The organism is Salinibacterium sp. NG22 (assembly GCF_015864925.1).
Taxonomy (GTDB): domain Bacteria; phylum Actinomycetota; class Actinomycetes; order Actinomycetales; family Microbacteriaceae; genus Rhodoglobus.
This window is the reverse complement of the sequence record NZ_JADYWG010000001.1, coordinates 813,801-833,893: the sequence shown is the minus strand read 5'-3', so window position 1 is coordinate 833,893 and position 20,093 is coordinate 813,801. Positions and strand designations below refer to the sequence as shown.

The window sequence follows — 20,093 nt, the reverse complement described above, 5'->3', positions numbered from 1 at the left end:
TGCTTAGAGCTCCGCGCCGGCTAGAGCGTGATGGATTCGCCCGGCTGCAGAACCGTCAGTTCGCCACCGTAGCCAGCCATGGCATCCGTAATTCTGGCGGCCGAGAGGGCAAGTCCCTTGTCGGAGAGCACGGCATCGTGGGTTTGAATCGCGCGTTTCGGGGCCAGCTCGGTCACGTAATCCATGACCTCGCTGATCTTGAGCCACGGAGCGCCGGCGGGGATCGCGGCGGCCGCCACGGGCTTCGGCGGCACCGTGAAGGAGTCGCCGCCGTACCAAAACTCGCCATTCACGAGCACGCCGAGGTTGTCGATCATCGGGATCGAGGGATGGATGATGGCATGCTCGCCGCCAAAGAATTCAAGTGTCCAGGCCCCCACGGTTTCGCTCGCGCCGTCAACGACTGTGGTGATGTTCCAGTTCGTGGCAGCGGCCGTGACACCGGCAGGGCCGAAGATGGGCGCGTCGGGATTGTTGTCGCGAATGCGCTGCAGTTGCTCGTCGGTCCAGTGGTCGGGGTGTTGGTGGGTGATCACGATGGCAGTCACGTTGTCGAGCGCGGGAAGCGGCGCGGTGAACCCGCCGGGGTCAATGACGAGGCGCTCATTCTGGTGTTCGAGAACGAGGCAGGCATGCTCATACTTGGTGACCTTCATAGTTCGAGCCTAAGCCTGTGGTGCGCTGGATGCGAGACAGTGCGACATACTGAAGTGTGGAGTCGATCAAACCCCTGCGTCTCGTTGTCGCGATCAATCCCACAGCATCGTTTGGCCGCGGCAAGAACGTGGGCCCTCGTGCTGTTGAGGCCTTGCGCGCACTCGGGCATGACGTGACCGCGCTTGAGCAACCCAATTTCGCTTTGCTGTTGAAGCGCGGGCGAAAAGCGGTCGCGAAGAAGCCGGATGCCCTACTTGTTGTTGGCGGCGACGGCATGGTCAATTTGGGCACCAATCTGGTGGCGAAAACCAAGGTTCCTTTGGGCATCATTCCGTCGGGCACCGGCAATGACATGGCTCGGGGTCTTGGCATCCCCCTGTCTGATGTGGATGCCGCTGTTGCGAGTGTTGTTCGCGGCCTTGCGAGGCCGCCGCGGGCTATTGACGCCGGCAGCGTTACCTATGTCGACGACGCCACTGGTTCGGCCGCGACCCGCTGGTTTGCGTGTGTGCTCTCCGCCGGTTTTGATGCGATCGTCAACGAGCGTGCGAACCTCATGTCGTGGCCGCGCGGTGCCAGCCGCTACACGGTCGCGCTTCTCATCGAACTGTTGCGCTTGCGCCCGATCCACTACAAGCTCACCCTCGACGACGTGGTGATTGAAACTACGGCTGCGCTTGTCAGCGTGGGCAATAATGTGTCGCTCGGTGGCGGCATGAAGGTAACGCCCGATGCGATTCTGGATGACGGCCTCGCCGATGTTCTCGTCGTTGAAGCTCTGTCGCGGTTGGCTTTCTTGCGCGTCTTCCCGCGCGTCTTCAGTGGCAGGCATCTCAGCGACCCTCGCGTGACGGTCTATCGGGCTAAGCGAATCCGTATCGAGTCCGAGGACATCATGGCGTACGCCGACGGGGAGCGCTTTGCGGCGCTGCCGATCGATATCAAGATGGTCGCCGGCGTGCTGAACGTTCTGGACCAGCGGCCGTAGCCAGTGCTTGCTGGTGTCCCGCTAGGCGGCGGGGGAGGCGGCATCGGTAGCGATGCACGCGTAATCAGTCATGAGCGTGCCATCGTCGGTGGAGTGCTCGGAGATGATGAATTCCTGATCGGGGCGTGCTGCGCCATCTGCCACTGTCTCTTTGAACGCGCTGAAGGTGTCAGAGCACGCTGAGGAGACCGCGTTCTGCAAGCCGCCGGCGTCAGTGATGGCACTCTTCTCGAGTTCGCCCTTGCCAATCACAATGTGGCTGTGATCTGTGGTGCACGGGGTCACTTCTGCTTCGCTGAGGTTGCTGCCGTCAACGAAGGTAAAGCAGTCATCGACGAGTAGTTCGGTGGAGCCGATGATGGTCGGCTCGAGCACTTGGCCGCTGTCATCGCGGGGAATTTCAGGGGAGAGGAGTGAGCACCCCGTGAGTGCGGCGACAGCCGCAACGGCAATAAAAGTGGCAGTGGTGGCGCGCGTGAAGGCAGTCAAAAATGATCCTGTGATTATAAATTGGCAGAAGTGGGAAAAGTAGTGCAAAAGGTGTGGCATACTTTTCTAGTTGTTGTGAGGCCCCATCGTATAGAGGCCTAGTACGCCGCCCTCTCACGGCGGTAACGCGGGTTCGAATCCCGCTGGGGTCACAGTAGCAAAATCCCGGTCTCGTTCGTGTGAACAAGACCGGGATTTTATCGTTAACGGGACACCCAGTTCAGGGGGTCAATTCCGCCTTCATGGCGCGGTGCCCGCGGCAGTGCGGACGTCAGCGTTGAGCTGGCTTCGGAGAACCGTCCTGCCGCCGCGGCCCTTGCTTCGTGATGAATTCTCGTTACGGTGGAGGGGCGCCTAACTCCAGCGCAGTCGGGATGTGATGCAGATGTTTATGGGTGGGAACGGCCAGTGGGTTCGCGCCCGCAATGAAGCCGGAGCCAAACTTTTTCTTCAAGAGAAACAGTTGGAGGCCGAACGTCATGCAGCCTCTCGGGCTCGCTCCCGAGCATTCTGGAAGCGAACCCGTCGACGGGTGCGTGAATCGTGGCAACGCTGGCGAGCTAAGCGCCAATCACACTGAGCGTGCTTACTCCGCGATGAACTCGAGAATGTCGCGGCCGAGTTGCTCCTGGTAGTCGCCGTAGATGCCGTGGGGCGCTCCCGCATACACCTTGAGCGTTCCGTGCTTCACGAGCGCTGCGGCCTTGTGGGCGGCATCGTCGATGGGCACAATCTGATCGTCATCGCCGTGCGCGAGCAGGATGGGAACATCCAGAGCCTTCAGGTCTTCGGTGAAGTCGGTTTCGGAGAATGCCTTCACGCAGTCGTAGGCAGCGGCCAGATTGACGTTCATGCCCTGGCGCCAAAACTCGCGTTTAGCACCCTCTGACACGGCGGAGCCGTCGCGGTTGGCACCGAAGAATGCTTCGGTCAGGTCAATGTAGAACTGCGACGCATCCTTCAATACACCCGCACGGATGCCATCAAAGGTTTCCATGGGCAAGCCATCGGGGTTGGTGTCGCTGGCCACCATCTGCGGCGGAACAGCGCCGGCAGTGATGACCTTCGCGACGCGGCCGTTGGCGTGCTGAGCGGCATAACGCACCACTTCACCGCCACCCGTTGAGTGGCCAATGACGACGAGGTTGCTGAGGTCGAGGTGCTCGACGAGCTCAGCGAGGTCGCGGGCATAGGTATCCATGTCATTGCCGGTGTAAGTCTTGGAGGAGCGACCGTGTCCGCGGCGATCGTGCGCGATAGCGCGGTAGCCGTTGTCGGCGAGCAGTTTGATTTCGACTTGCCAGGCATCCGAGGAGAGAGGCCAGCCGTGGCTCAGTAGTACCGGCTGACCGGCACCCTGATCGGTGTAGTAAATCTCGGTTCCGTCGGAGGTGGTGAAGTAGGGCATTACGGGTTCCTTTCAAGTGGTGGGGAGAACTCTGTCTCAGGCTAGAAAGGCAATCGCTGGTGCGCGTGCCCCCACGAGTCCTAGGCAGGTACCCTCAGAGGCCCGCACCGGACTAGATTTACTAGTGCGGGAATTGGGAAAGGACCCCTCGTGGCCGATCAACAGGGTGCGCTCGGTGAGTACTTGTGCGCTCGCCGCGGGGTGCTCACGCCTGAGCAAGTAGGCTTGCCGGCCGATCCTCAGCGCCGTGTCGCCGGGCTGCGTCGTGACGAAGTCGCCGCGCTCGCGGGCATCAGCCGCGAATACTACGTTCGGCTCGAACAGGGCCGAGATAATCGCCCGTCGATGCAAGTGATCAGTGCGCTCGCGCGAGCGCTTCAACTCGACGAATTTGCTGTCCGCTACCTCGTTCGGTTGGCAACGCCTCAAGCGCCTCGACCGCAAGCAGCAGGGCCGTTGCCGGATGCCATCACGGGCCGTCTACTCGAGCAGTGGCCAGATAGCCCCGCCCTCGTTCTCGACCCTAACCGCGACATTGTCGCCAGCAATTCGCTGGCCCGGGCTCTTGTTCCCGAAAGTTTTCAGGTCGGCATGAACCTCATGCTCAATACCTTCTTGCCTGGCGCTCGCACGCGGCATCCTGACTGGCGAGGTCTCGTCTCTGATCACGTTGCAGCGCTTCGCTTCTACAGCGATCCGACAGATCCACGTCGGCAGGAGATCGTCGCTCAGCTGCTGCGTGAACAGCCCGAGTTTGCTCGTTGTTGGGCGCGCCATGATGCTCGCCCGTTTAGCGAGCGGATGTTTCGTGTGCCGATTGCGGGGGTCGGGGAAGTGGAGCTCAACATCCAACTCTTCTCACTGCCGGTGCATTTTGGCTATGAGCTGATGGTGATATTTCCGACTCCCGGATCGCCCGCCGCCGCCGCTCTCGCGTACCTCGCCGCTCGCGGTACTGGGTCCGGCATGACCCCCACACGCTTCAGCGAGCCAGACGCACCAACGCGCTAGATCGCGGTGGTGGGTGGCCCCACCGGGGCTAGGCTGCCGCGACGGTCGCGCCCTACGGTGAGCACATGAACGAAGATGTCGATCCCGTCGTTGCGCGCCAACGTGCTCTGGCGAGCGCGCACCTCAGGAACTGGCGTGAAGTGCCCGCTGTGCTGCTGGACCGGCATCTTGAGGTGCTCGCCTCGAATCCGCTCGCTCGAGCGCTCTCCGCCAGTTTCGAGAGGGGCGTGAACCTCGCTCGTTTCACCTTTCTCGAGCCCACTGTCGAGCGCAGTGGGGCATCCTTCACCGCGGCGGCAACCCAGGTCGCCGGGATGCTCAACGACTCGCTCGCGCTTCATGAGGGCGATAGCGAATTTCGGGAGATAGTGGGTGAGCTCTCGGCCAAGAGCCACACATTTTCCGAAGTGTGGGCGAAGGAGTCGCTCGGAGCGCAGGTGACCGGCAATGTTGGCTTTACTGATACCCGCGTTGGCACGCTCAATCTGGGCTATAGCCTCGTGAGAATCCCCGAAGACCCCGACGACTATCTACTCGTGTTCTGCACCACCGATGATGGCGCGCAGTCGCAACTCGATGCACTGATAGCGCTCATTGCAGACGATCCTCCGTCTCTCATTGAGAGCTGATGGGGCTCCACGCGAGGAGAGGTTAGGCGTCGGGTGATGGCTGGTCGGAACGGAAGTCGGATGCCCCGGGCCGGCGTATCGACACTAGGTACGCGATGGCGGCTGCAGCGTGAGTGTCGGGCTCGACAAGGTACGTCACAAGATATTGGCCGGGAGCGTTCGATACTTCGAGGGCTTGCCAGCGAAATTCGACCCAGCCGATGGGGTCAACGTGCACGTGGAGTGTGCCGCCCGTATGGGGTCTGGCTTCGTGCCGTGCCCAGAGTGGTCGAAAGCTTCGGTAGGTCGTCGACAAATAGCCGACCACCTCGTGCAGCCGCGGATCATGGGGGTCGCTTGAGAAACGAAGGGCGGCGAGCATCTGGTTGAGAATGGACTCCCAGCCCTCCAGCACCGCGGCGGGCTGCTCCTCGTCGATCGCGCGGGCGTACCCGCCGAAAGCGTCAATGAGCTGATTGTGCCCCGGTTGCACTTCGGGACTGAGGGCGCGCATTAACTGATTGGCGGCGAGCACATCATGGTTGCGATCAAAGAGGTAGGCGGGGGTGTGCGACCAGTAGTCGAGCAATCGCAGCACCGACTCCGACAACGGATGCGAACGCATCGTTTGTGACCCCGGTCGCGCTAGTCGAAAGAAATAGTCGCGCGCATCGTCATCCAAGCGCAGCGCTCGCGCCAGCGCACTGAGCACCTGGTCGGAGGGGTGCTGATCGCGGCCCTGCTCGATACGCACGTAGTAATCGGCGCTGATGCCCGCGAGTTCGGCGACCTCTTCGCGACGAAGTCCAGACACTCGTCGGCCCGCGGTGGCGGGCAGCCCAACGTCGGCGGGCTGCAGCGAATCCCGACGCGTCCGTAGATACGTGGCGAGCGGATTCGGCTCGTGGGCCATCGGGTCTCCTCGTGCTCTCGGCAGCGTGCTCAGTGCTGAATCTAGTACACGATTCGTAACAGAAAGTAGCGAGAAGACACATGCTCGACGCGTGCCCTGATGAGGCTCAAGATAGGGCTCACACCCCATCCGGAACCCTGACTCACCAAGGAAAGCGACCATGCCACACCTCACTGCCACGCCCACTGCGATCGAGAATCGATGGGCGGATAGCGCCCGCCCCACCACACCAGAGGGCTGGCTTCAGCGCGCTCAAGAAGTGTCTGACATCCTGGCGGCAGATGCGGTTGAGCGGGATGTCGCCAACCAGCCGCCGCACGCCGAAGTGGCGCTTCTCAAGAACTCCGGGCTCGTCACGCTGCTCGGGCCGACCGAGCATGGCGGCGGTGGGCAGGCGTGGGAGACCACCTACACGGTCATCCGCACGATTGCGCGGGGTGACGGCTCGATCGGGCAACTGCTCGGCTACCACTACCTCTGGGCGTGGGCGGCGCGCCTCGTCGCCACCGACGAGCAGATCGTCGCCGTGGAGAAGCACTACACCGAGAACAACTACCTCTTCGGCGGTGCGGTGAATCCACGCGATTCCGATTTGCTCGTCACGGATGAGGGCGACGAGATCGTCTTCACCGGTAACAAGTCGTTCTCCACGGGCGGTGTCGTTTCGGATCTCACCGTGCTCGAGGGCATCCTCGAAGGAACCGACACTCATGTTTTCGCCATCGTGCCGACAGACCAGCCAGCAATCGTGTTCAACGGCGACTGGGACAATCTGGGCCAACGACTGACCGAATCCGGCTCCGTACAGATCAATGGCGTGCGCACCGGCTGGTCGTCAGCGCTGGGATTCGTAAACAAAGAGTTCCAGCCGCTCACCTACGGCACTCTCAATGTGCCCGCGATCCAATTAGTCTTTGCGAACTTCTATCTCGGCATCGCGCAGGGAGCGATCGAAGCCGCGTCGTCGTACACGCGCACCAAGAGCCGCGCCTGGCCCTATGGCGGTGACAACAAAGCGCACGCGAGCGAGGAGTGGTACATCCTCGAAGGCTATGGAGAACTGCAATCGAAGCTATGGGCGGATGAGGCCCTGCTCGACGCTGTCGGCGCCGAAATCAGTGCGGTGCTTCACGCGCCCCGCACCGAGCTCACCGAACGCCGTCGCGGCGAAATAGCGGTTCGGATTGCGGCAGGGAAACTGCGCATTAGCGACGACGGCTTGCAAGTCGCAACGAAGGTGTTCGAGCTGACGGGAGCTCGGGCATCCGCCAACTCAGTCGGCCTCGATATTTTCTGGCGCAACCTTCGCACCCACAGCCTGCACGACCCGGCGCCCTACAAGAAGCGCGAAGTCGGTCAGTACGTGCTGCTCAACGAAGTGCCAGAACCGAGTTGGTACACCTAAGCAGCGTTGGGCGCTGAGAGCAGTTAGCCCTTGACTGCGGCGTCAACAGCCTCCGGCAGATTCTCGAGACGACTCGTCTCGATGTATTCGTCATTCACGAAGAAGGTGGGAGTGCTGTTGACGCCCAGCTCAACGCCGGCATCGAAGTCAGCCTCGACGCGAGCCTGAGTTGCGGGGTCGGCGACGGCGGCATCGTAGGCATCGATATCCAGCCCGATTTCGACGGCGAGCGCGCGGAAGGCATCTGTTTGCGGGGGAGTTCCGCCGGCCCAGTCACCCTGAGTCTCGAAGAGGCGCTGATACATGGCCTCGAATTCTCCCTGCTGGGCAGCAGCCTCGGCCGCGAGGGCGGCATCCATCGAGTTGAGGTGGCTGGGCAGCGGGAAGTAGCGAACGACGTAGTTGATATCTCCGTCGTACACTTCGCGCAGGGCCTCAACATAGGGATAGAACTGGCCGCAGGCACCACATTCGAAGTCGAGGAATTCGACGACGGTGACCGCAGCGGCCCCGACGTTGTCGACATAATTCGAGTCGCTGGCTACAGCAGAGGCGAGTTCGGAGGACCCCGAGCTGGTGCTTGCTGTCTCGGTATCGGCGTTCTTCGCCGTCACGTACACAAAGACGAAGGCTGCGACGAGAGCGAGGATGCCCAGTGCAGCAAAGGTGGGCAGGAGGGCTTTCTTCACACGAGACTCCGAACAGGCTGGGATTGACGGCCAGCGCCCATTGCTGAGCGCGAATCAAGGCTATGCGAAAGTCGAGCCGCGCGGAGGCCGTTCACGATGACCACCAGTTCGGCGAGCTCATGCACGAGCACCACTCCGGCCAGGCCGAGAACGCCCGTGAGCGCCAGCGGGAAAAGACCCACGATGATCGCGAGCGACAACACGATGTTTCCGGTCATGATGCGACGCCCGCGCCGCGCATGAAGCAGCGCCACCGGAATGAGTCTCAGGTCGCTGCCGGTGAAGGCGACATCCGCAGACTCGACCGCCGCTGCCGAGCCTGTCGCACCCATTGCAATGCCCACGTCGGCGGTGGCGAGTGCTGGCGCATCATTGATGCCGTCGCCAATCATTGCCGTGGGGGACTCCTGGGAGAGTGCGGCGATCGCATCGGCCTTGTCGGCGGGAAGTAGTTCGGCGCGCACATCGCTGATCCCAGCTTCGGCCGCAATCGTTGCCGCCGTTCTGGAGTTGTCGCCGGTGAGCATGAGGGTGCGGATGCCCGCGCTCGCCAACTGCGAGACAGCCTCCGCAGCGTCGGGCCGCAGTTCGTCGCGGATGCCGAGTAGTCCGATCACGATGCCGGAGCGTTCGATGGCCATCACGGTCATGCCCTCGTCGGCGAGGCGCAGCGCTGCGGGAGAGAGCGCTGCTGGGTCCATCCACCGGGTGCTGCCGGCGCGCACGGGAACGCCGTTCAGGATGCCGGATATTCCGCGGCCGGCATCTTCCCGCACCTCGAGTGCCTCGGGGTGGTCGGGACATGCGGCCAGGACCGCGTGAGCGAGGGGGTGCGTGCTGTGCGTTTCGAGCGCAGCGGCGATGCTGAGCACCTCGTCGCGCGTCACCCCATCGACGGTTTCGACGGCAACAACGGTTGGCTGGTTTCGCGTGAGCGTGCCGGTTTTGTCGAAAGCAACGGTGCGGATGCTGCCCATGCGTTCGAAGGCGGCGCCCGATTTCACGATGATTCCGAGCTTGCTCGCGGAGCCGATCGCCGAGATGACCGTCACAGGAACGGCGATTGCGAGAGCGCAGGGAGACGCGGCAACGAGCACGACGAGCGCGCGCTCTGTCCACAGTTCGGGGTCGCCGACGAGGAAGCCGAAACCGACGATCGCGGCGGCCACTCCCAAGACGATCGGCACCAGGGGGCGCGCGATTCGATCGGCCAGTCGGGCGCGGTCGCCCTTGCGAGCATTCGCTTGCTCCACCAAGTGCACGATCGTGGTCAGGGAGTTGTCGGTGCCGTTCGCCGTGGTGCGGATGCGCAGCACACCTTCGCCATTGATGGATCCAGCCAGCACGGCGTCGCCAGTGTCGACCGCGGCGGGAAGCGACTCGCCGGTCACCGCTGACGTATCGACGCTGCCTCGACCACTCGCGACAACGCCATCCGTTGCCACGCGTTCGCCCGCGCGCACGACGAGAAGATCGCCAACGACGAGGTCGCGAGCCGCAAGAGTGAGAATGCTTCCCTCCCGTTCGACGAGAGCCATGTCGGGAATGAGCGCGAGCAGGGCGCGCAGACCATGGCGGGCACGGTCCATCGCGCGATCCTCGAGTGCCTCGGCAATGGAAAAGAGAAAGGCGAGCGCGGCCGCTTCGCCGACGTGATCAAGCAATACCGCCCCGATTGCCGCAATCGTCATGAGCAAGCCAACGCCGAGGGAACCACGCAAAAGGCGACGCACCGCACCCGGAACGAAAGTCGCGGCCCCCGCGAGCAGGCTGAGGCCGAACATCGTGCTAATCGGCCATCCGGTGACGCCTGCCCAGCCGGCAATGACAGCTGCAACGAGCAGAATGCCAGAGGTAGCGGGCAACGCGAGCCCCCGGTCCTTCCACCACGGCGCGAGCGCGTCGTCGGCTCCGTGCGGCGCGGGGGTGCCCGCCGAAGAGTCGGCGGAGGCGGAGGCGGGGCCAGCGGCGGCTAATGAGTCAGCAGCGCGCGACTTCTCTGGAGCATCCGCTCCACAGCATTCTTCGCTCACGACGCGGCCACAGTCGGGGTCGCGCTCGCCGCTGCACCGTCGCAGCACAGCGGCACATCGCAGTTCTCATCGGCGCAGGGCACCCCGTCGTCGACGGCCAGCACGACGTTCACGATGGCAGTGAGCGCACGCGTGAGGTGGGCATCCGCAATCTCGTAGCGGGTCGATCGCCCCTCGGGGGTTGCGGCCACTAGTCCGCATCCGCGCAAGCACGTGAGGTGGTTGGAGACGTTGCTGCGAGTGAGTTCGAGATCGTGTGCCAATTGCACGGGGTAGCCGGGTTTCTCGAGCAGCGAGAGCAGGATGCGGGCGCGAGTGGGGTCGGCCATCGCGCGACCTAAGCGGTTCATGACATCGACACGAGAAGCAATGGTCAGCATCCACTGACCATACAGTGATCGCTGACGTTAATTCCACACGCGAAACTGTGAGTTACCGGGCCTCGCTCGGGCCAGCGTCGGCTATCATGGGGCACGCGAAGGGGAGTATCCCACCTCGTTGTACTCGTCAGTACGAACCGCTCAGTAGCGGTTCCGGGGCAACGGCATCCACGTCTCTTCTGGATGCGGGAGAGACTTTCGAGTCTTGCTACGCCTCGAAACCCTGAACGGATTCTTTTGACTACTCTGCCTATTTGGTTTGAAGTGACGTCGATGTCAGTGCTGCTGATCATTTTGACGGCCGACCTGATCATGGCTTACAAGCGCCCCCACATTCCGAGCACTAGGGAATCGGCACTGTGGGTTGGCTTCTACGTGGCGCTCGCCCTCATCTTCGCCCTCCTGATGTTCCTCCTGGGCGATGTCGAACAGGCCGGCCAGTTCATCGCCGGTTGGGTTACGGAATACAGCCTTTCGATTGACAACCTCTTTGTCTTCGTGATCATCATGGGCCGCTTCTCGGTGCCGCGAAAGTATCAACAAGAGGTGTTGATGGTCGGCATCCTGATCGCCCTCGTTCTGCGCGGAATTTTCATTCTGCTCGGAGCGCAACTGATCGAAAACTTCAGCTTCATCTTCTACATCTTCGGTGCGTTCTTGCTCTACACGGCCATTCGCCAGGTCTTCGAGGACCATGACGATATGGAGCAAACCGAGAGCGGGATCATCCGCTACTTGCGCAAGCACATCAACATCTCGCCAACCTTCGACGGTGGCAAGGTGCGCACCGTTATCGACGGCAAGAAGGTCTTCACGCCGATCCTCGTGGTGTTTGTAGCGCTCGGTATCACTGACCTTGTGTTCGCGATCGATTCAATTCCGGCCATCTTTGGAATCACGACAGACCCGTTCATCGTGTTCACCGCCAACATCTTTGCTCTGATGGGGCTTCGACAGTTGTACTTCCTGCTCGGCGACCTCATCGACAAGCTGGAGTACCTCCACTACGGCATCGCTTTCGTGCTCGCGTTTATTGGTGTGAAGCTGTTCCTGCACGCCATGCACGTCAACGAGCTGCCGTTCATCAACGGGGGAGAGCCGCTGCTCTGGGCACCCGAGATCGGCACCTGGACCTCGCTCATCGTGATCCTTGCCGCGATGGCCGTTGCCGTCGTCGCGAGCCTTGCCAAGATGCGCCGCGACAAGAAGCGCGAGCTCGCAGAACTCTCGGTCGACTAAGCGGCCGTCCGCAACTGACAACGCGCGGTGGCGCCCCGTGAGCTGATGCTCGAAGGGCGCCACCGCGCGTTTCGTTTTTAGAGTGGTGCCTTAGCCGGCAGTAACGAGGCGCGACTGCGCGAGACGTTCTGCGGCGTCCAAGGTGGTGATGCTCTGGGCAGCGGCATCGCGGAAGATCGTGGTCACGGTGTCACCGATGGCTTCGACCCGCTTCGTAATGGCTTCGGCATCCGCATCCGGCTCCGAAGCCATGTCGAGGTAGATCACACCGCCACCGTTCACCACGAAGTCCGGCGCCCACAAAATGCCGCGCTCGGCAAGAGCCTCGGCGCCGTCGTGTTGGGCGAGCTGGTTGTTGGCAGCCCCGACAACCCCGCTGACGTTGAGTTCGCGGATGACGCGGGGGCTGAGCGCGCCGCCCATGCCGCACGGGATGTAGAGGTCGGCAACCACGCTGTGCGCTTCGTCAGCGTCAACCCAGTTGGCGTCGAGTTCTGCTGCGAGCAGTTTGCGGTCGAGGTTGACGTCGGTGACGGTGAGCACAGCGCCGGCTGCGGTGAGGGAGCGGGCCAAACGGCCGCCAACCTGGCCGAGGCCAGAAATGACGAGATGACGCCCGGCAAGATCGCGGGTGCCGAAAAGGGCTTCGCATGTGGCGAGGATGCTCGCGTGCACGCCTGCGGCGGTGGCATCCGCCGGTTCTCCAGCGCCGCCCTGATCGGCAGGGAGACCACACACATGTTCGGTGCGCTCGGCAACGATCGACATGAGCTCGGCGCTCGTGCCGACATCTTCGGCCGTCATATACGCGCCGTTGAGGCTCTCGATGGCGTCGCCGAGATCGAGCATGGCCTCACGCTTCTGATCCGCCGTGAGGGTGACGCCCATAGGGATATGGATGACCGACTTGCCGCCACCACGGTTGAGGCCGGCCGCAGAGTTCTTCAACGTCATTGCAGCAGAGAGGCGCAGAGCGTCAGCGACAGCATCGGTCCAGTGCGGATAGTTCCACATTCGCGCACCGCCGAGGGCTTGGCCGAGAACGGTGGAGTGGACGGCGACGGTGATGACAAGCCCGGATCGTTTTCCGGTAGAGATAAGAACGTTCTCGTGCGTGAAATCCGCATTCTCGAGAGCGGATACGGGGGCTTCTAGCGTCGTTGATGCGTGCGAAATCATGAACTTCTCCTGCGTGTGGGCCTTGTGGGCAAAACAACAAAATGGCAAGTGGTGGTAGCGCGAGGGTGGTGCGCTCTGGTCAGCATACCGCCGGGGTTCGGCGGTGTCGCCTATTCGTTGCTACCTTATGATTTGGCACATGCGTGAGCGATCGGAAACGGTCGCCACGGGCCGAGAACGTGCGCCCAGCAGCGACAGAGAGACCAGTTCATGAGCGACATTTCGTCAACGCCTCAGCCGAACGAACCAATACCTCAGTCGAGCAGACGCAGGCCCATCTGGAACCTCGTGAAGTTCTTTGTCATCCCGCTCGCGATCATCGCGATAATCGGTGTGCTGACGACGCAAAAGCATGATGGTCGGGCCGAGATCATCGAGAATGGTCTCGTGACGCAGGCCGTGCCGACCGGCAACACTGTTGATGAGTCGAGCCGCTCTGGCCGCCACACGGTGCAACTCGTCAGGCTGGAGTTCAGCTACGAGGTCGACGGCACAACCTATACCGCTCTGGGCGACCTCAGCTACGAAGAAGAATCCTTCGATAAGGATGCCGCGCTCGCCGCAAATCCCACGGCCGAGGTTCACTACGTCGAGGCCGACCCCGCCGCGGCCATCGTGCTCGACACCGACTACCGCTAGGTGACCGCTAGTTCGCAGAATGCGGTTTGTCGCTCGGCGTAGACTAGAGAGATTGAGCCGCGCTCTTTGCGGCACGATCGTCGATTCGAAAGAGGTGCGCTATGGGCAAGACCCTGGCTGAAAAAGTGTGGGATGACCATCTGGTCGTCAAGGGTGCCGATGGCACTCCCGACCTCATTTACATCGACCTTCACCTTGTGCACGAAGTCACGAGCCCTCAAGCTTTTGATGGACTTCGGATGGCCGGCCGCCCCGTTCGCCGCCCCGATCTCACGATCGCAACTGAAGACCACAACACCCCGACTCTCGCGATCCATAAGCCGATCGCCGACCTCACGAGTCGCACTCAAATTCAGACGCTGCGCAACAATGCCAAAGAGTTCGGCGTTCGACTGCACTCGCTCGGCGACATCGAGCAGGGCATTGTTCACGTTGTTGGCCCGCAGCTGGGTCTCACCATGCCCGGCATCACCGTGGTCTGTGGTGACTCTCACACGAGCACCCACGGCGCCTTCGGTGCGATGGCATTCGGTATCGGCACGAGTGAAGTCGAGCACGTGCTCGCGACTCAGACCTTGCCGCTCAAAGCTTTCAAGACGATGGCGATCACAGTGGAGGGCGAACTGCGCCCCGGCGTAACCGCGAAAGACATCATCCTTGCTGTCATCGCGCAGATCGGAACCGGCGGAGGCCAAGGCTACGTTCTCGAGTTCCGCGGCAGCGCCATCCGTTCCCTCTCCATGGAGGGTCGCATGACGATTTGCAACATGTCGATTGAGGCTGGCGCTCGCGCCGGCATGATCGCGCCAGACCAGGTCACCTACGACTACCTCAAGGGCCGCCCGCACGCTCCTGAAGGTGCCGACTGGGATGCCGCCGTTGAGTACTGGAACACGCTCGCCACCGATGACGACGCCGTCTTCGATGCCGAAGTCTTCCTCGACGCCAACACGCTCGAGCCCTTTGTCACCTGGGGAACCAACCCCGGTCAGGGTGTCTCGCTCAGCGACAACGTTCCTGTGCCCGCTGACATCGCCGACCCCAACGAGCGTGCCTCCGCTGAGCGTGCCATCGAATACATGGCAATTGACGCCGGTATGGCGATGAAAGACATTGCCGTGGATGCCGTCTTCATGGGCTCCTGCACCAACAGCCGTATCGAAGATCTGCGCGCATTCGCGTCGATCATCAAGGGTCGCAAGAAGTCTGATCACGTGCGCGTCATGGTCGTTCCCGGGTCTGCCCGCGTCCGCATCGAAGCCGAAGCCGAAGGCATCGACAAGATCGTGGAAGAGTTCGGCGGCGAATGGCGCTTTGCGGGATGCTCAATGTGCCTCGGCATGAACCCCGACCAGTTGGCTCCGGGAGAGCGTTGCGCTTCCACCAGTAATCGCAACTTCGAAGGCCGCCAAGGCAAGGGAGGGCGCACTCACCTCGTGTCACCCCTCGTCGCCGCCGCCACCGCCATCCGTGGCACGCTCTCGAGCCCGTGGGATCTAGAGAACAGCCCGCTGCCCGAACAACTCGTGTCAGCCAGCACCACCGCAGAGGAGTCGCGCTAATGGACAAGATCTCGACCATCCGCGGCAACGCTGTTCCGCTCAAGCGCAGCAACGTCGACACCGACCAGATCATCCCCGCTGAGTTTCTCAAGCGAGTCACCAAAACTGGCTTCGACGACGCACTCTTTTTTGGCTGGCGCCAGGACCCTGAATTCATTCTTAACCGCGAGCCATACAGCCACGGCAAGATTCTCATCGCAGGCTCAGACTTCGGCACCGGCTCTAGCCGGGAGCACGCCGTGTGGGCGCTTCGCGACTTTGGCTTCCAAGCCGTTCTCAGCTCGCGCTTTGGTGACATTTTCCGCGGAAACTCAGGCAAGCAGGGGCTTCTCGCCGCACAGCTCGCCGAAGAAGATATCGAGACCTTGTGGGCGCTCGTTGAAGCCGACCCCGAACTCGAAATCACCGTCGATCTTGAGACCCGTTCGGTGACAGCCGGTTCAGCACAGTTCTCTTTCGAGATTGATGATTACACTAGGTGGCGTTTGCTCGAAGGGCTCGATGACATCGGTCTCACTCTGAGAAACGAATCAGATATCACGGAGTTCGAAGGGCACCGAGAAGCATGGCGCCCGACAACCTTGCCAGCGAAGTAGAGGTAACGATGAATCCATTGGCTCAAGACGCAACAGCGGCAGCCAAGCGATCCGGACTGCATTCCAACCAAATCGTCATTAATGGTGGAAAGCCTCTTCGTGGACGCATTAACGTTCGCGGCGCGAAGAATCTTGCGACAAAAGCTATGGTGGCAGCCCTTCTCGCTGACACCCCGAGTGTGCTCAAAGATGTCCCGGCCATTAGCGACGTTGGCGTTGTTACCGGAATGCTCGAGGCCTACGGCGTCACTGTCACGGAGACGGGCGACGGCGAGCTGACCCTCGACCCCAAGAACGTGCTCAAGGCACACTTCGCCAAGATTGATGCGCTCGCGGGCTCTAGCCGCATCCCGATCCTCTTCTGTGGACCGCTGCTGCACCGCCTCGGCGAAGCATTGATTCCCGACCTCGGCGGTTGCCGCATCGGTGACCGCCCTATCGACTTCCACTTGGATGCGCTGCGTGCCTTCGGTGCCGTCGTCGACAAGAGCTATGAAGGCATCCGTCTCACCGCTCCCGATGGCCTCCACGGCGCTGACATCGATCTGCCCTACCCGAGCGTGGGCGCAACCGAACAAGTGTTACTCACCGCCGTTCTCGCCAAGGGCGTCACCGAGCTCAAGGGCGCGGCCATCGAGCCCGAGATCATGGATCTCATCGCTATCTTGCAAAAGATGGGCGCGATCATCAATGTCGAGCCCAACCGCGTCATCTTCATTGAGGGCGTCGAGAAGCTCAGCGGCTACAACCACCGCGCACTCTTCGACCGCAACGAGGCCGCAAGCTGGGCATCCGCTGCTCTGGCCACCGGCGGAGACATCTTCGTTGAGGGCGCCATGCAGCAAGAGCTCATGACCTTCTTGAACATCTTCCGCAAGGTGGGTGGCGCGTTCGATATTGCTGAAGACGGCATCCGTTTCTGGCATCCCGGTGGTGCCCTCAAGCCCGTTGTCATCGAAACTGATGTGCACCCTGGCTTTATGACGGACTGGCAGCAGCCCCTTATCGTTGCGCTCACTCAGGCTGAGGGCCGTTCCGTGGTTCACGAGACGGTGTACGAGAACCGTTTGGGCTTCACCGAGGCGCTCGTTGAGATGGGCGCGAATATCGAAGTTTTCGAAGCGGGAATTGAGTCGGTCAGCCGTCGCGTTCCTCGCCGCCCCTTGGAGCAGGCTGCCGTCATCATCGGCCCGACACCACTGCACGGTGCGGATGTTGAGATCCCTGACCTTCGCGGTGGTTTCAGCCACCTCATTGCAGCGTTGACCGCTGATGGTCAGTCGACAGTCAGCAACATCGGAATTATTGCGCGCGGCTATGAGCACTTCATCGATAAGCTTGAATCACTCGGTGCCGACTTCGTCTACGAAGGATAAGTCGCCGGTGTCATCTGGCTCTAATGGCCCCCGACGCGTGAAGTCAGAGAAGACTGCCGCGTTCCGCGTGCTCGCATTCTTGTTGCTTCCCACGATGACCGTCTTGGCGAAATTTAAGTTGCATGACTCGCACAATGTGCCCGCCGACGGCGCCTTTGTGATCTCACCCAATCACTACAGCAACATCGATCCTGTCGTGATCGGTGTTGCCATGTGGAAGGTGGGGCGGATGCCGCGCTACATGGCAAAAGCATCGCTGTTCAAAGTTCCCGTTGCTGGTTGGCTGTTGAGAAAGTCGGGCCAAGTGCCCGTCGAACGCTCCCCGCGCGGGCGCCAGAGTGGTGATCCGCTTAAGGCTGCCCGTCAGATTGCCGATCAGGGGCTTGCTGTTGTGGTGTATCCGGAAGGGTCGCTTACACGCGAGCCCGATATGTGGCCCATGCGCGGAAAGTATGGTGCTGTTCGCACGGCGCTCGAGGCTGGCATCCCGTTGATTCCGGCGGCGAGCTGGGGCGCCCAAGAAATTCTGCCGCGCTACTCGAAACGTATTAGTGTTTTTCCTCGAAAGACAGTTCACATTCGTTTCGGTGAACCTCTGGATTTGTCTGAGTACGAAGGCAGACATTTGGATTCGCGTTTGCTCGCTGAAGTAACGGAGAAACTCATGACCGCCATCACGTCGCTACTCGAAGAGATCCGGGGAGAAACTGCCCCTGCGGTGCGGTACAACCCGGCAGAGCACGGTCAGAGTGAGACCGGCCGATTCGAGAGCAAGTAACGTGCTGAGCGGAAGCGCTGGAGCGCCAGAAACCCCTCGTCGCGTCGCCGTTCTCGGCGCCGGTTCCTGGGGAACCACCTTTTCAAAGATCTTGGCCGATGGCGGCAACGATGTTGCGCTCTGGGCACGCCGCCCCGAGCTTGCCCGCGAGATCACGCAATCCAAACGCAATAGCGACTACCTTCCCGGTATCAACCTCCCGCGCTCGTTGTGGGCGAGCGACAAGCTGCATGAAGTTCTGGATGGCGCCGAGCAGGTGTACCTCTCGGTTCCGGCTCAGTCGTTGCGCGAGAACCTGCGCATCGTTCGCGAACTCATCCCTGAGAACGCCATCATCGTCTCGCTCATGAAGGGTGTCGAAAAGGGCACCGGAGCGCGAATGAGCGAAGTGATTCTGCAGGAACTCGGCGTCGATCCGAACAGGGTCGCCGTGGCATCCGGCCCCAACCTGGCGCTAGAAATTGCCAAAGAGCAGCCGACGGCAGCGGTAATGAGTAGCGCAAGTCTCGAGACCGCTACCGCCGTTGCGGTTACGGCGCGCAACCGCTATTTCCGTTCATTCGTGAACACCGATGTCATCGGTACCGAATTCGGCGGAGTGCTCAAGAACCTCATCGCCGTGGCGATCGGCATCGTGGACGGCGTTGGCTACGGTGAAAACACCAAGGCCTCGATCATCACGCGCGGCCTCGCTGAGATGACAGATTTCTCGGTCGCTTTCGGTGCCCGACCAGAAACGTTGGCGGGGCTTGCTGGTCTTGGCGACCTCATCGCGACGTGCGAGTCATCGCTCTCGCGCAATAACACCGCTGGTCGCCTTCTCGGCCAGGGCTACAGCTTCTCTGAAGTCATCAAGCAGATGAACCAGACCGCTGAAGGCCTCTCATCGGTGGCACCCATCCTTGAGCTTGCGCTCTCCAAAGGCGTTGACATGCCCATCGCAAGCCAGGTGGCTGAAGTGTTGGCGGGAACTCTCGCCCCGCGCGATATCGCCCCACATTTGACCACTGACGACCTTCCTCAGGGGGAGTAAACGATGACGGCCCAGCCCACAACAACCGTGGTTTTGCTGTTCGGTGGTCGTTCTTCGGAACACAGCATCAGCTGCGCAACCGCCGGCGGCGTTCTTTCGGCCATCGACCGCGACAAGTACACGGTCATCCCGGTCGGCATTACGCGCGAGGGTGCCTTCACGCTCCAACCTGACGATGCCGATACTTTCCGCCTCAACCCCGAGGCCATGCCGGAGGTTGTCGACAACGGCACGCGCGTGCACTGGCCGGAATCTGCCGCCTCTCGCCAGTTGACGGTCACGGATGCCGAAGGCACCACTCGTAGCCTCGGTGACGTTGATGTGGTGTTCCCTATCCTTCACGGCCCGTTCGGCGAAGACGGCACCGTGCAGGGGCTCATCGAGCTCACCGGTCTGCCGTATGTGGGCAACGGCGTGCTCGCGTCGGCGATGGGGATGAATAAGCACTTTACGAAGCTCGCGCTCGAAGCGGCTGGCGTTGCCGTGGCCCCGTGGGTGACGGTGTCGGCACAGCAGTGGCAGCGCACTCCGGATGTCTGGCGCAAGCGTGCATCCAGTCTCGGGTTTCCTGTCTTTGTGAAGCCTGCCCGCGCAGGGTCCTCGGTCGGAGTGACCAAGGTCTCGAGCACCGAAGAGTTGGATGCTGCTTTCGCGACAGCATTTGCCGAAGACTCGACAGCGCTTGTTGAACAGGCGATGACGGGCCGCGAGATTGAATGCGGCGTGCTGTCGGGCCGCGACGGTGGCGAAACTCGCGTGAGTGTCGCCGGTGAGATCGTGGTCACCGGTCGCGACTTCTACGACTTCGACGCCAAATATCTCGACGTTTCTGCCGCCGAACTGATTTGCCCAGCACCTCTGCGGGATGGCGAACTGTGGCAAATGCAGCGCACCGCTGCGCGCGCATTCGAGTCCATCGGGGGAGCAGGCCTTGCCCGGGTCGACTTCTTCTTTGACGGCACCGAATTTGTGGTCAACGAAATCAATACCCTGCCGGGCTTCACGCCGATCTCGATGTTCCCCAAGTGCTGGGCTGCGAGCGGCATGAGTTACCCCGAGCTGATCGACGAACTCATCGAACTCGGGCTAGAAACCGTTCGCTAGGGCGAG

General features: G+C 61.6%; 20 protein-coding genes and 1 tRNA gene. 13 read left to right on the top strand and 8 right to left on the bottom strand.

Annotated elements, in window-relative coordinates:
• Positions 1-20: 20 nt before the first annotated feature.
• On the bottom strand, positions 21-656 hold the full coding sequence (locus tag I6E81_RS04100) for an MBL fold metallo-hydrolase (RefSeq protein ID WP_197106110.1): 636 nt from the start codon (positions 654-656) through the stop codon (positions 21-23).
• A gap of 56 nt (positions 657-712) precedes the next feature.
• Between I6E81_RS04100 and I6E81_RS04095 the strand changes: the two genes are divergently transcribed.
• Positions 713-1,645 carry a diacylglycerol kinase family protein gene (locus I6E81_RS04095; RefSeq protein WP_197106109.1) on the top strand — a complete coding sequence of 311 codons (933 nt, stop codon included), beginning with the start codon at positions 713-715 and terminating at the stop codon, positions 1,643-1,645.
• 21 nt (positions 1,646-1,666) lie between these two features.
• Here I6E81_RS04095 and I6E81_RS04090 read toward each other — a convergent pair whose 3' ends face one another.
• Positions 1,667-2,134 carry a hypothetical protein gene (locus I6E81_RS04090; protein ID WP_197106108.1) on the bottom strand — a complete coding sequence of 156 codons (468 nt, stop codon included), beginning with the start codon at positions 2,132-2,134 and terminating at the stop codon, positions 1,667-1,669.
• A gap of 79 nt (positions 2,135-2,213) precedes the next feature.
• Here I6E81_RS04090 and I6E81_RS04085 point away from each other — a divergent pair.
• Positions 2,214-2,286 (top strand) — tRNA-Glu (locus tag I6E81_RS04085).
• A gap of 434 nt (positions 2,287-2,720) precedes the next feature.
• Here I6E81_RS04085 and I6E81_RS04080 read toward each other — a convergent pair.
• Positions 2,721-3,542, bottom strand: a complete 822-nt coding sequence (locus tag I6E81_RS04080) for an alpha/beta fold hydrolase (protein ID WP_197106107.1) — start codon at positions 3,540-3,542, stop codon at positions 2,721-2,723.
• Between the two features lie 150 nt (positions 3,543-3,692).
• Here I6E81_RS04080 and I6E81_RS04075 point away from each other — a divergent pair, with 150 nt between their 5' ends.
• Together I6E81_RS04075 and I6E81_RS04070 are read left to right on the top strand one after the other, a co-directional pair.
• Entirely contained in the window at positions 3,693-4,553 is an 861-nt protein-coding gene (locus I6E81_RS04075; protein WP_197106106.1) for a helix-turn-helix domain-containing protein, read from the top strand.
• 65 nt (positions 4,554-4,618) lie between these two features.
• On the top strand, positions 4,619-5,182 hold the full coding sequence (locus tag I6E81_RS04070) for a hypothetical protein (protein ID WP_197106105.1): 564 nt from the start codon (positions 4,619-4,621) through the stop codon (positions 5,180-5,182).
• 22 nt (positions 5,183-5,204) lie between these two features.
• Here the strand turns inward: I6E81_RS04070 and I6E81_RS04065 are convergent, their stop codons facing one another.
• Positions 5,205-6,074, bottom strand: a complete 870-nt coding sequence (locus I6E81_RS04065) for a helix-turn-helix transcriptional regulator (protein WP_197106104.1) — start codon at positions 6,072-6,074, stop codon at positions 5,205-5,207.
• A gap of 160 nt (positions 6,075-6,234) precedes the next feature.
• Between I6E81_RS04065 and I6E81_RS04060 the strand changes: the two genes are divergently transcribed.
• Positions 6,235-7,479, top strand: a complete 1,245-nt coding sequence (locus I6E81_RS04060; RefSeq protein WP_231603856.1) for an acyl-CoA dehydrogenase family protein — start codon at positions 6,235-6,237, stop codon at positions 7,477-7,479.
• Between the two features lie 23 nt (positions 7,480-7,502).
• Here the strand turns inward: I6E81_RS04060 and I6E81_RS04055 are convergent, their stop codons facing one another.
• The 3 genes from I6E81_RS04055 to I6E81_RS04045 form a co-directional block, all read right to left on the bottom strand.
• Complete coding sequence (locus I6E81_RS04055; protein ID WP_197106103.1) at positions 7,503-8,168, bottom strand: thioredoxin domain-containing protein; 666 nt, start codon at positions 8,166-8,168, stop codon at positions 7,503-7,505.
• Complete coding sequence (locus tag I6E81_RS04050) at positions 8,165-9,952, bottom strand: cation-translocating P-type ATPase (protein WP_231603963.1); 1,788 nt, start codon at positions 9,950-9,952, stop codon at positions 8,165-8,167. The genes I6E81_RS04055 and I6E81_RS04050 overlap by 4 nt, the downstream gene beginning before the upstream one ends.
• A 245-nt stretch (positions 9,953-10,197) precedes the next feature.
• Positions 10,198-10,581 carry a helix-turn-helix transcriptional regulator gene (locus I6E81_RS04045; RefSeq protein WP_197106101.1) on the bottom strand — a complete coding sequence of 128 codons (384 nt, stop codon included), beginning with the start codon at positions 10,579-10,581 and terminating at the stop codon, positions 10,198-10,200.
• Positions 10,582-10,764: 183 nt separating this feature from the next.
• On the opposite strand from I6E81_RS04045, the gene I6E81_RS04040 reads away from it, so the two are divergent.
• The gene (locus I6E81_RS04040; protein ID WP_197106100.1) at positions 10,765-11,820 is read left to right on the top strand and encodes a TerC family protein; all 1,056 of its coding nucleotides are present in this window, start codon (positions 10,765-10,767) and stop codon (positions 11,818-11,820) included.
• Positions 11,821-11,910: 90 nt separating this feature from the next.
• Here I6E81_RS04040 and I6E81_RS04035 read toward each other — a convergent pair whose 3' ends face one another.
• On the bottom strand, positions 11,911-12,999 hold the full coding sequence (locus I6E81_RS04035) for a Glu/Leu/Phe/Val dehydrogenase family protein (protein ID WP_197106099.1): 1,089 nt from the start codon (positions 12,997-12,999) through the stop codon (positions 11,911-11,913).
• Between the two features lie 210 nt (positions 13,000-13,209).
• On the opposite strand from I6E81_RS04035, the gene I6E81_RS04030 reads away from it, so the two are divergent.
• From I6E81_RS04030 to I6E81_RS04000, 7 genes are all read left to right on the top strand, one after another.
• Positions 13,210-13,638 carry a DUF3592 domain-containing protein gene (locus tag I6E81_RS04030; protein WP_197106098.1) on the top strand — a complete coding sequence of 143 codons (429 nt, stop codon included), beginning with the start codon at positions 13,210-13,212 and terminating at the stop codon, positions 13,636-13,638.
• A gap of 101 nt (positions 13,639-13,739) precedes the next feature.
• Entirely contained in the window at positions 13,740-15,200 is a 1,461-nt protein-coding gene (gene leuC / locus I6E81_RS04025; protein WP_197106097.1) for a 3-isopropylmalate dehydratase large subunit, read from the top strand.
• Entirely contained in the window at positions 15,200-15,796 is a 597-nt protein-coding gene (gene leuD, locus I6E81_RS04020) for a 3-isopropylmalate dehydratase small subunit (protein ID WP_197106096.1), read from the top strand. The genes leuC and leuD overlap by 1 nt, the downstream gene beginning before the upstream one ends.
• Before the next feature lie 8 nt (positions 15,797-15,804).
• Positions 15,805-17,172, top strand: coding sequence for a UDP-N-acetylglucosamine 1-carboxyvinyltransferase (gene murA, locus I6E81_RS04015; protein ID WP_197107152.1), 1,368 nt, complete (start codon positions 15,805-15,807; stop codon positions 17,170-17,172).
• A 7-nt stretch (positions 17,173-17,179) separates the two neighbouring features.
• Positions 17,180-17,950: a lysophospholipid acyltransferase family protein gene (locus tag I6E81_RS04010; protein WP_307783828.1), complete on the top strand. Its 771-nt coding sequence runs from the start codon at positions 17,180-17,182 to the stop codon at positions 17,948-17,950.
• Between the two features lies 1 nt (position 17,951).
• On the top strand, positions 17,952-18,983 hold the full coding sequence (locus tag I6E81_RS04005) for an NAD(P)H-dependent glycerol-3-phosphate dehydrogenase (RefSeq protein WP_197106094.1): 1,032 nt from the start codon (positions 17,952-17,954) through the stop codon (positions 18,981-18,983).
• A 3-nt stretch (positions 18,984-18,986) separates the two neighbouring features.
• Positions 18,987-20,087, top strand: a complete 1,101-nt coding sequence (locus I6E81_RS04000; RefSeq protein ID WP_197106093.1) for a D-alanine--D-alanine ligase family protein — start codon at positions 18,987-18,989, stop codon at positions 20,085-20,087.
• The last annotated feature ends 6 nt before the right edge of the window (positions 20,088-20,093 follow it).

Bases quoted from the DNA above. Each gene is read 5' to 3' on its own strand.
- I6E81_RS04000 (WP_197106093.1), top strand. From the start codon at position 18,987: ATGACGGCCCAGCCCACAACAACCGTGGTTTTGCTGTTCGGTGGTCGT.
- I6E81_RS04050 (WP_231603963.1), bottom strand. From the start codon at position 9,952: ATGTTCGGCCTCAGCCTGCTCGCGGGGGCCGCGACTTTCGTTCCGGGT.
- I6E81_RS04065 (WP_197106104.1), bottom strand. From the start codon at position 6,074: ATGGCCCACGAGCCGAATCCGCTCGCCACGTATCTACGGACGCGTCGG.
- I6E81_RS04030 (WP_197106098.1), top strand. From the start codon at position 13,210: ATGAGCGACATTTCGTCAACGCCTCAGCCGAACGAACCAATACCTCAG.
- I6E81_RS04040 (WP_197106100.1), top strand. From the start codon at position 10,765: ATGCGGGAGAGACTTTCGAGTCTTGCTACGCCTCGAAACCCTGAACGG.
- I6E81_RS04100 (WP_197106110.1), bottom strand. From the start codon at position 656: ATGAAGGTCACCAAGTATGAGCATGCCTGCCTCGTTCTCGAACACCAG.
- I6E81_RS04045 (WP_197106101.1), bottom strand. From the start codon at position 10,581: ATGCTGACCATTGCTTCTCGTGTCGATGTCATGAACCGCTTAGGTCGC.
- leuC (WP_197106097.1), top strand. From the start codon at position 13,740: ATGGGCAAGACCCTGGCTGAAAAAGTGTGGGATGACCATCTGGTCGTC.
- I6E81_RS04060 (WP_231603856.1), top strand. From the start codon at position 6,235: ATGCCACACCTCACTGCCACGCCCACTGCGATCGAGAATCGATGGGCG.
- I6E81_RS04080 (WP_197106107.1), bottom strand. From the start codon at position 3,542: ATGCCCTACTTCACCACCTCCGACGGAACCGAGATTTACTACACCGAT.
- murA (WP_197107152.1), top strand. From the start codon at position 15,805: ATGAATCCATTGGCTCAAGACGCAACAGCGGCAGCCAAGCGATCCGGA.
- I6E81_RS04035 (WP_197106099.1), bottom strand. From the start codon at position 12,999: ATGATTTCGCACGCATCAACGACGCTAGAAGCCCCCGTATCCGCTCTC.
- I6E81_RS04070 (WP_197106105.1), top strand. From the start codon at position 4,619: ATGAACGAAGATGTCGATCCCGTCGTTGCGCGCCAACGTGCTCTGGCG.
- leuD (WP_197106096.1), top strand. From the start codon at position 15,200: ATGGACAAGATCTCGACCATCCGCGGCAACGCTGTTCCGCTCAAGCGC.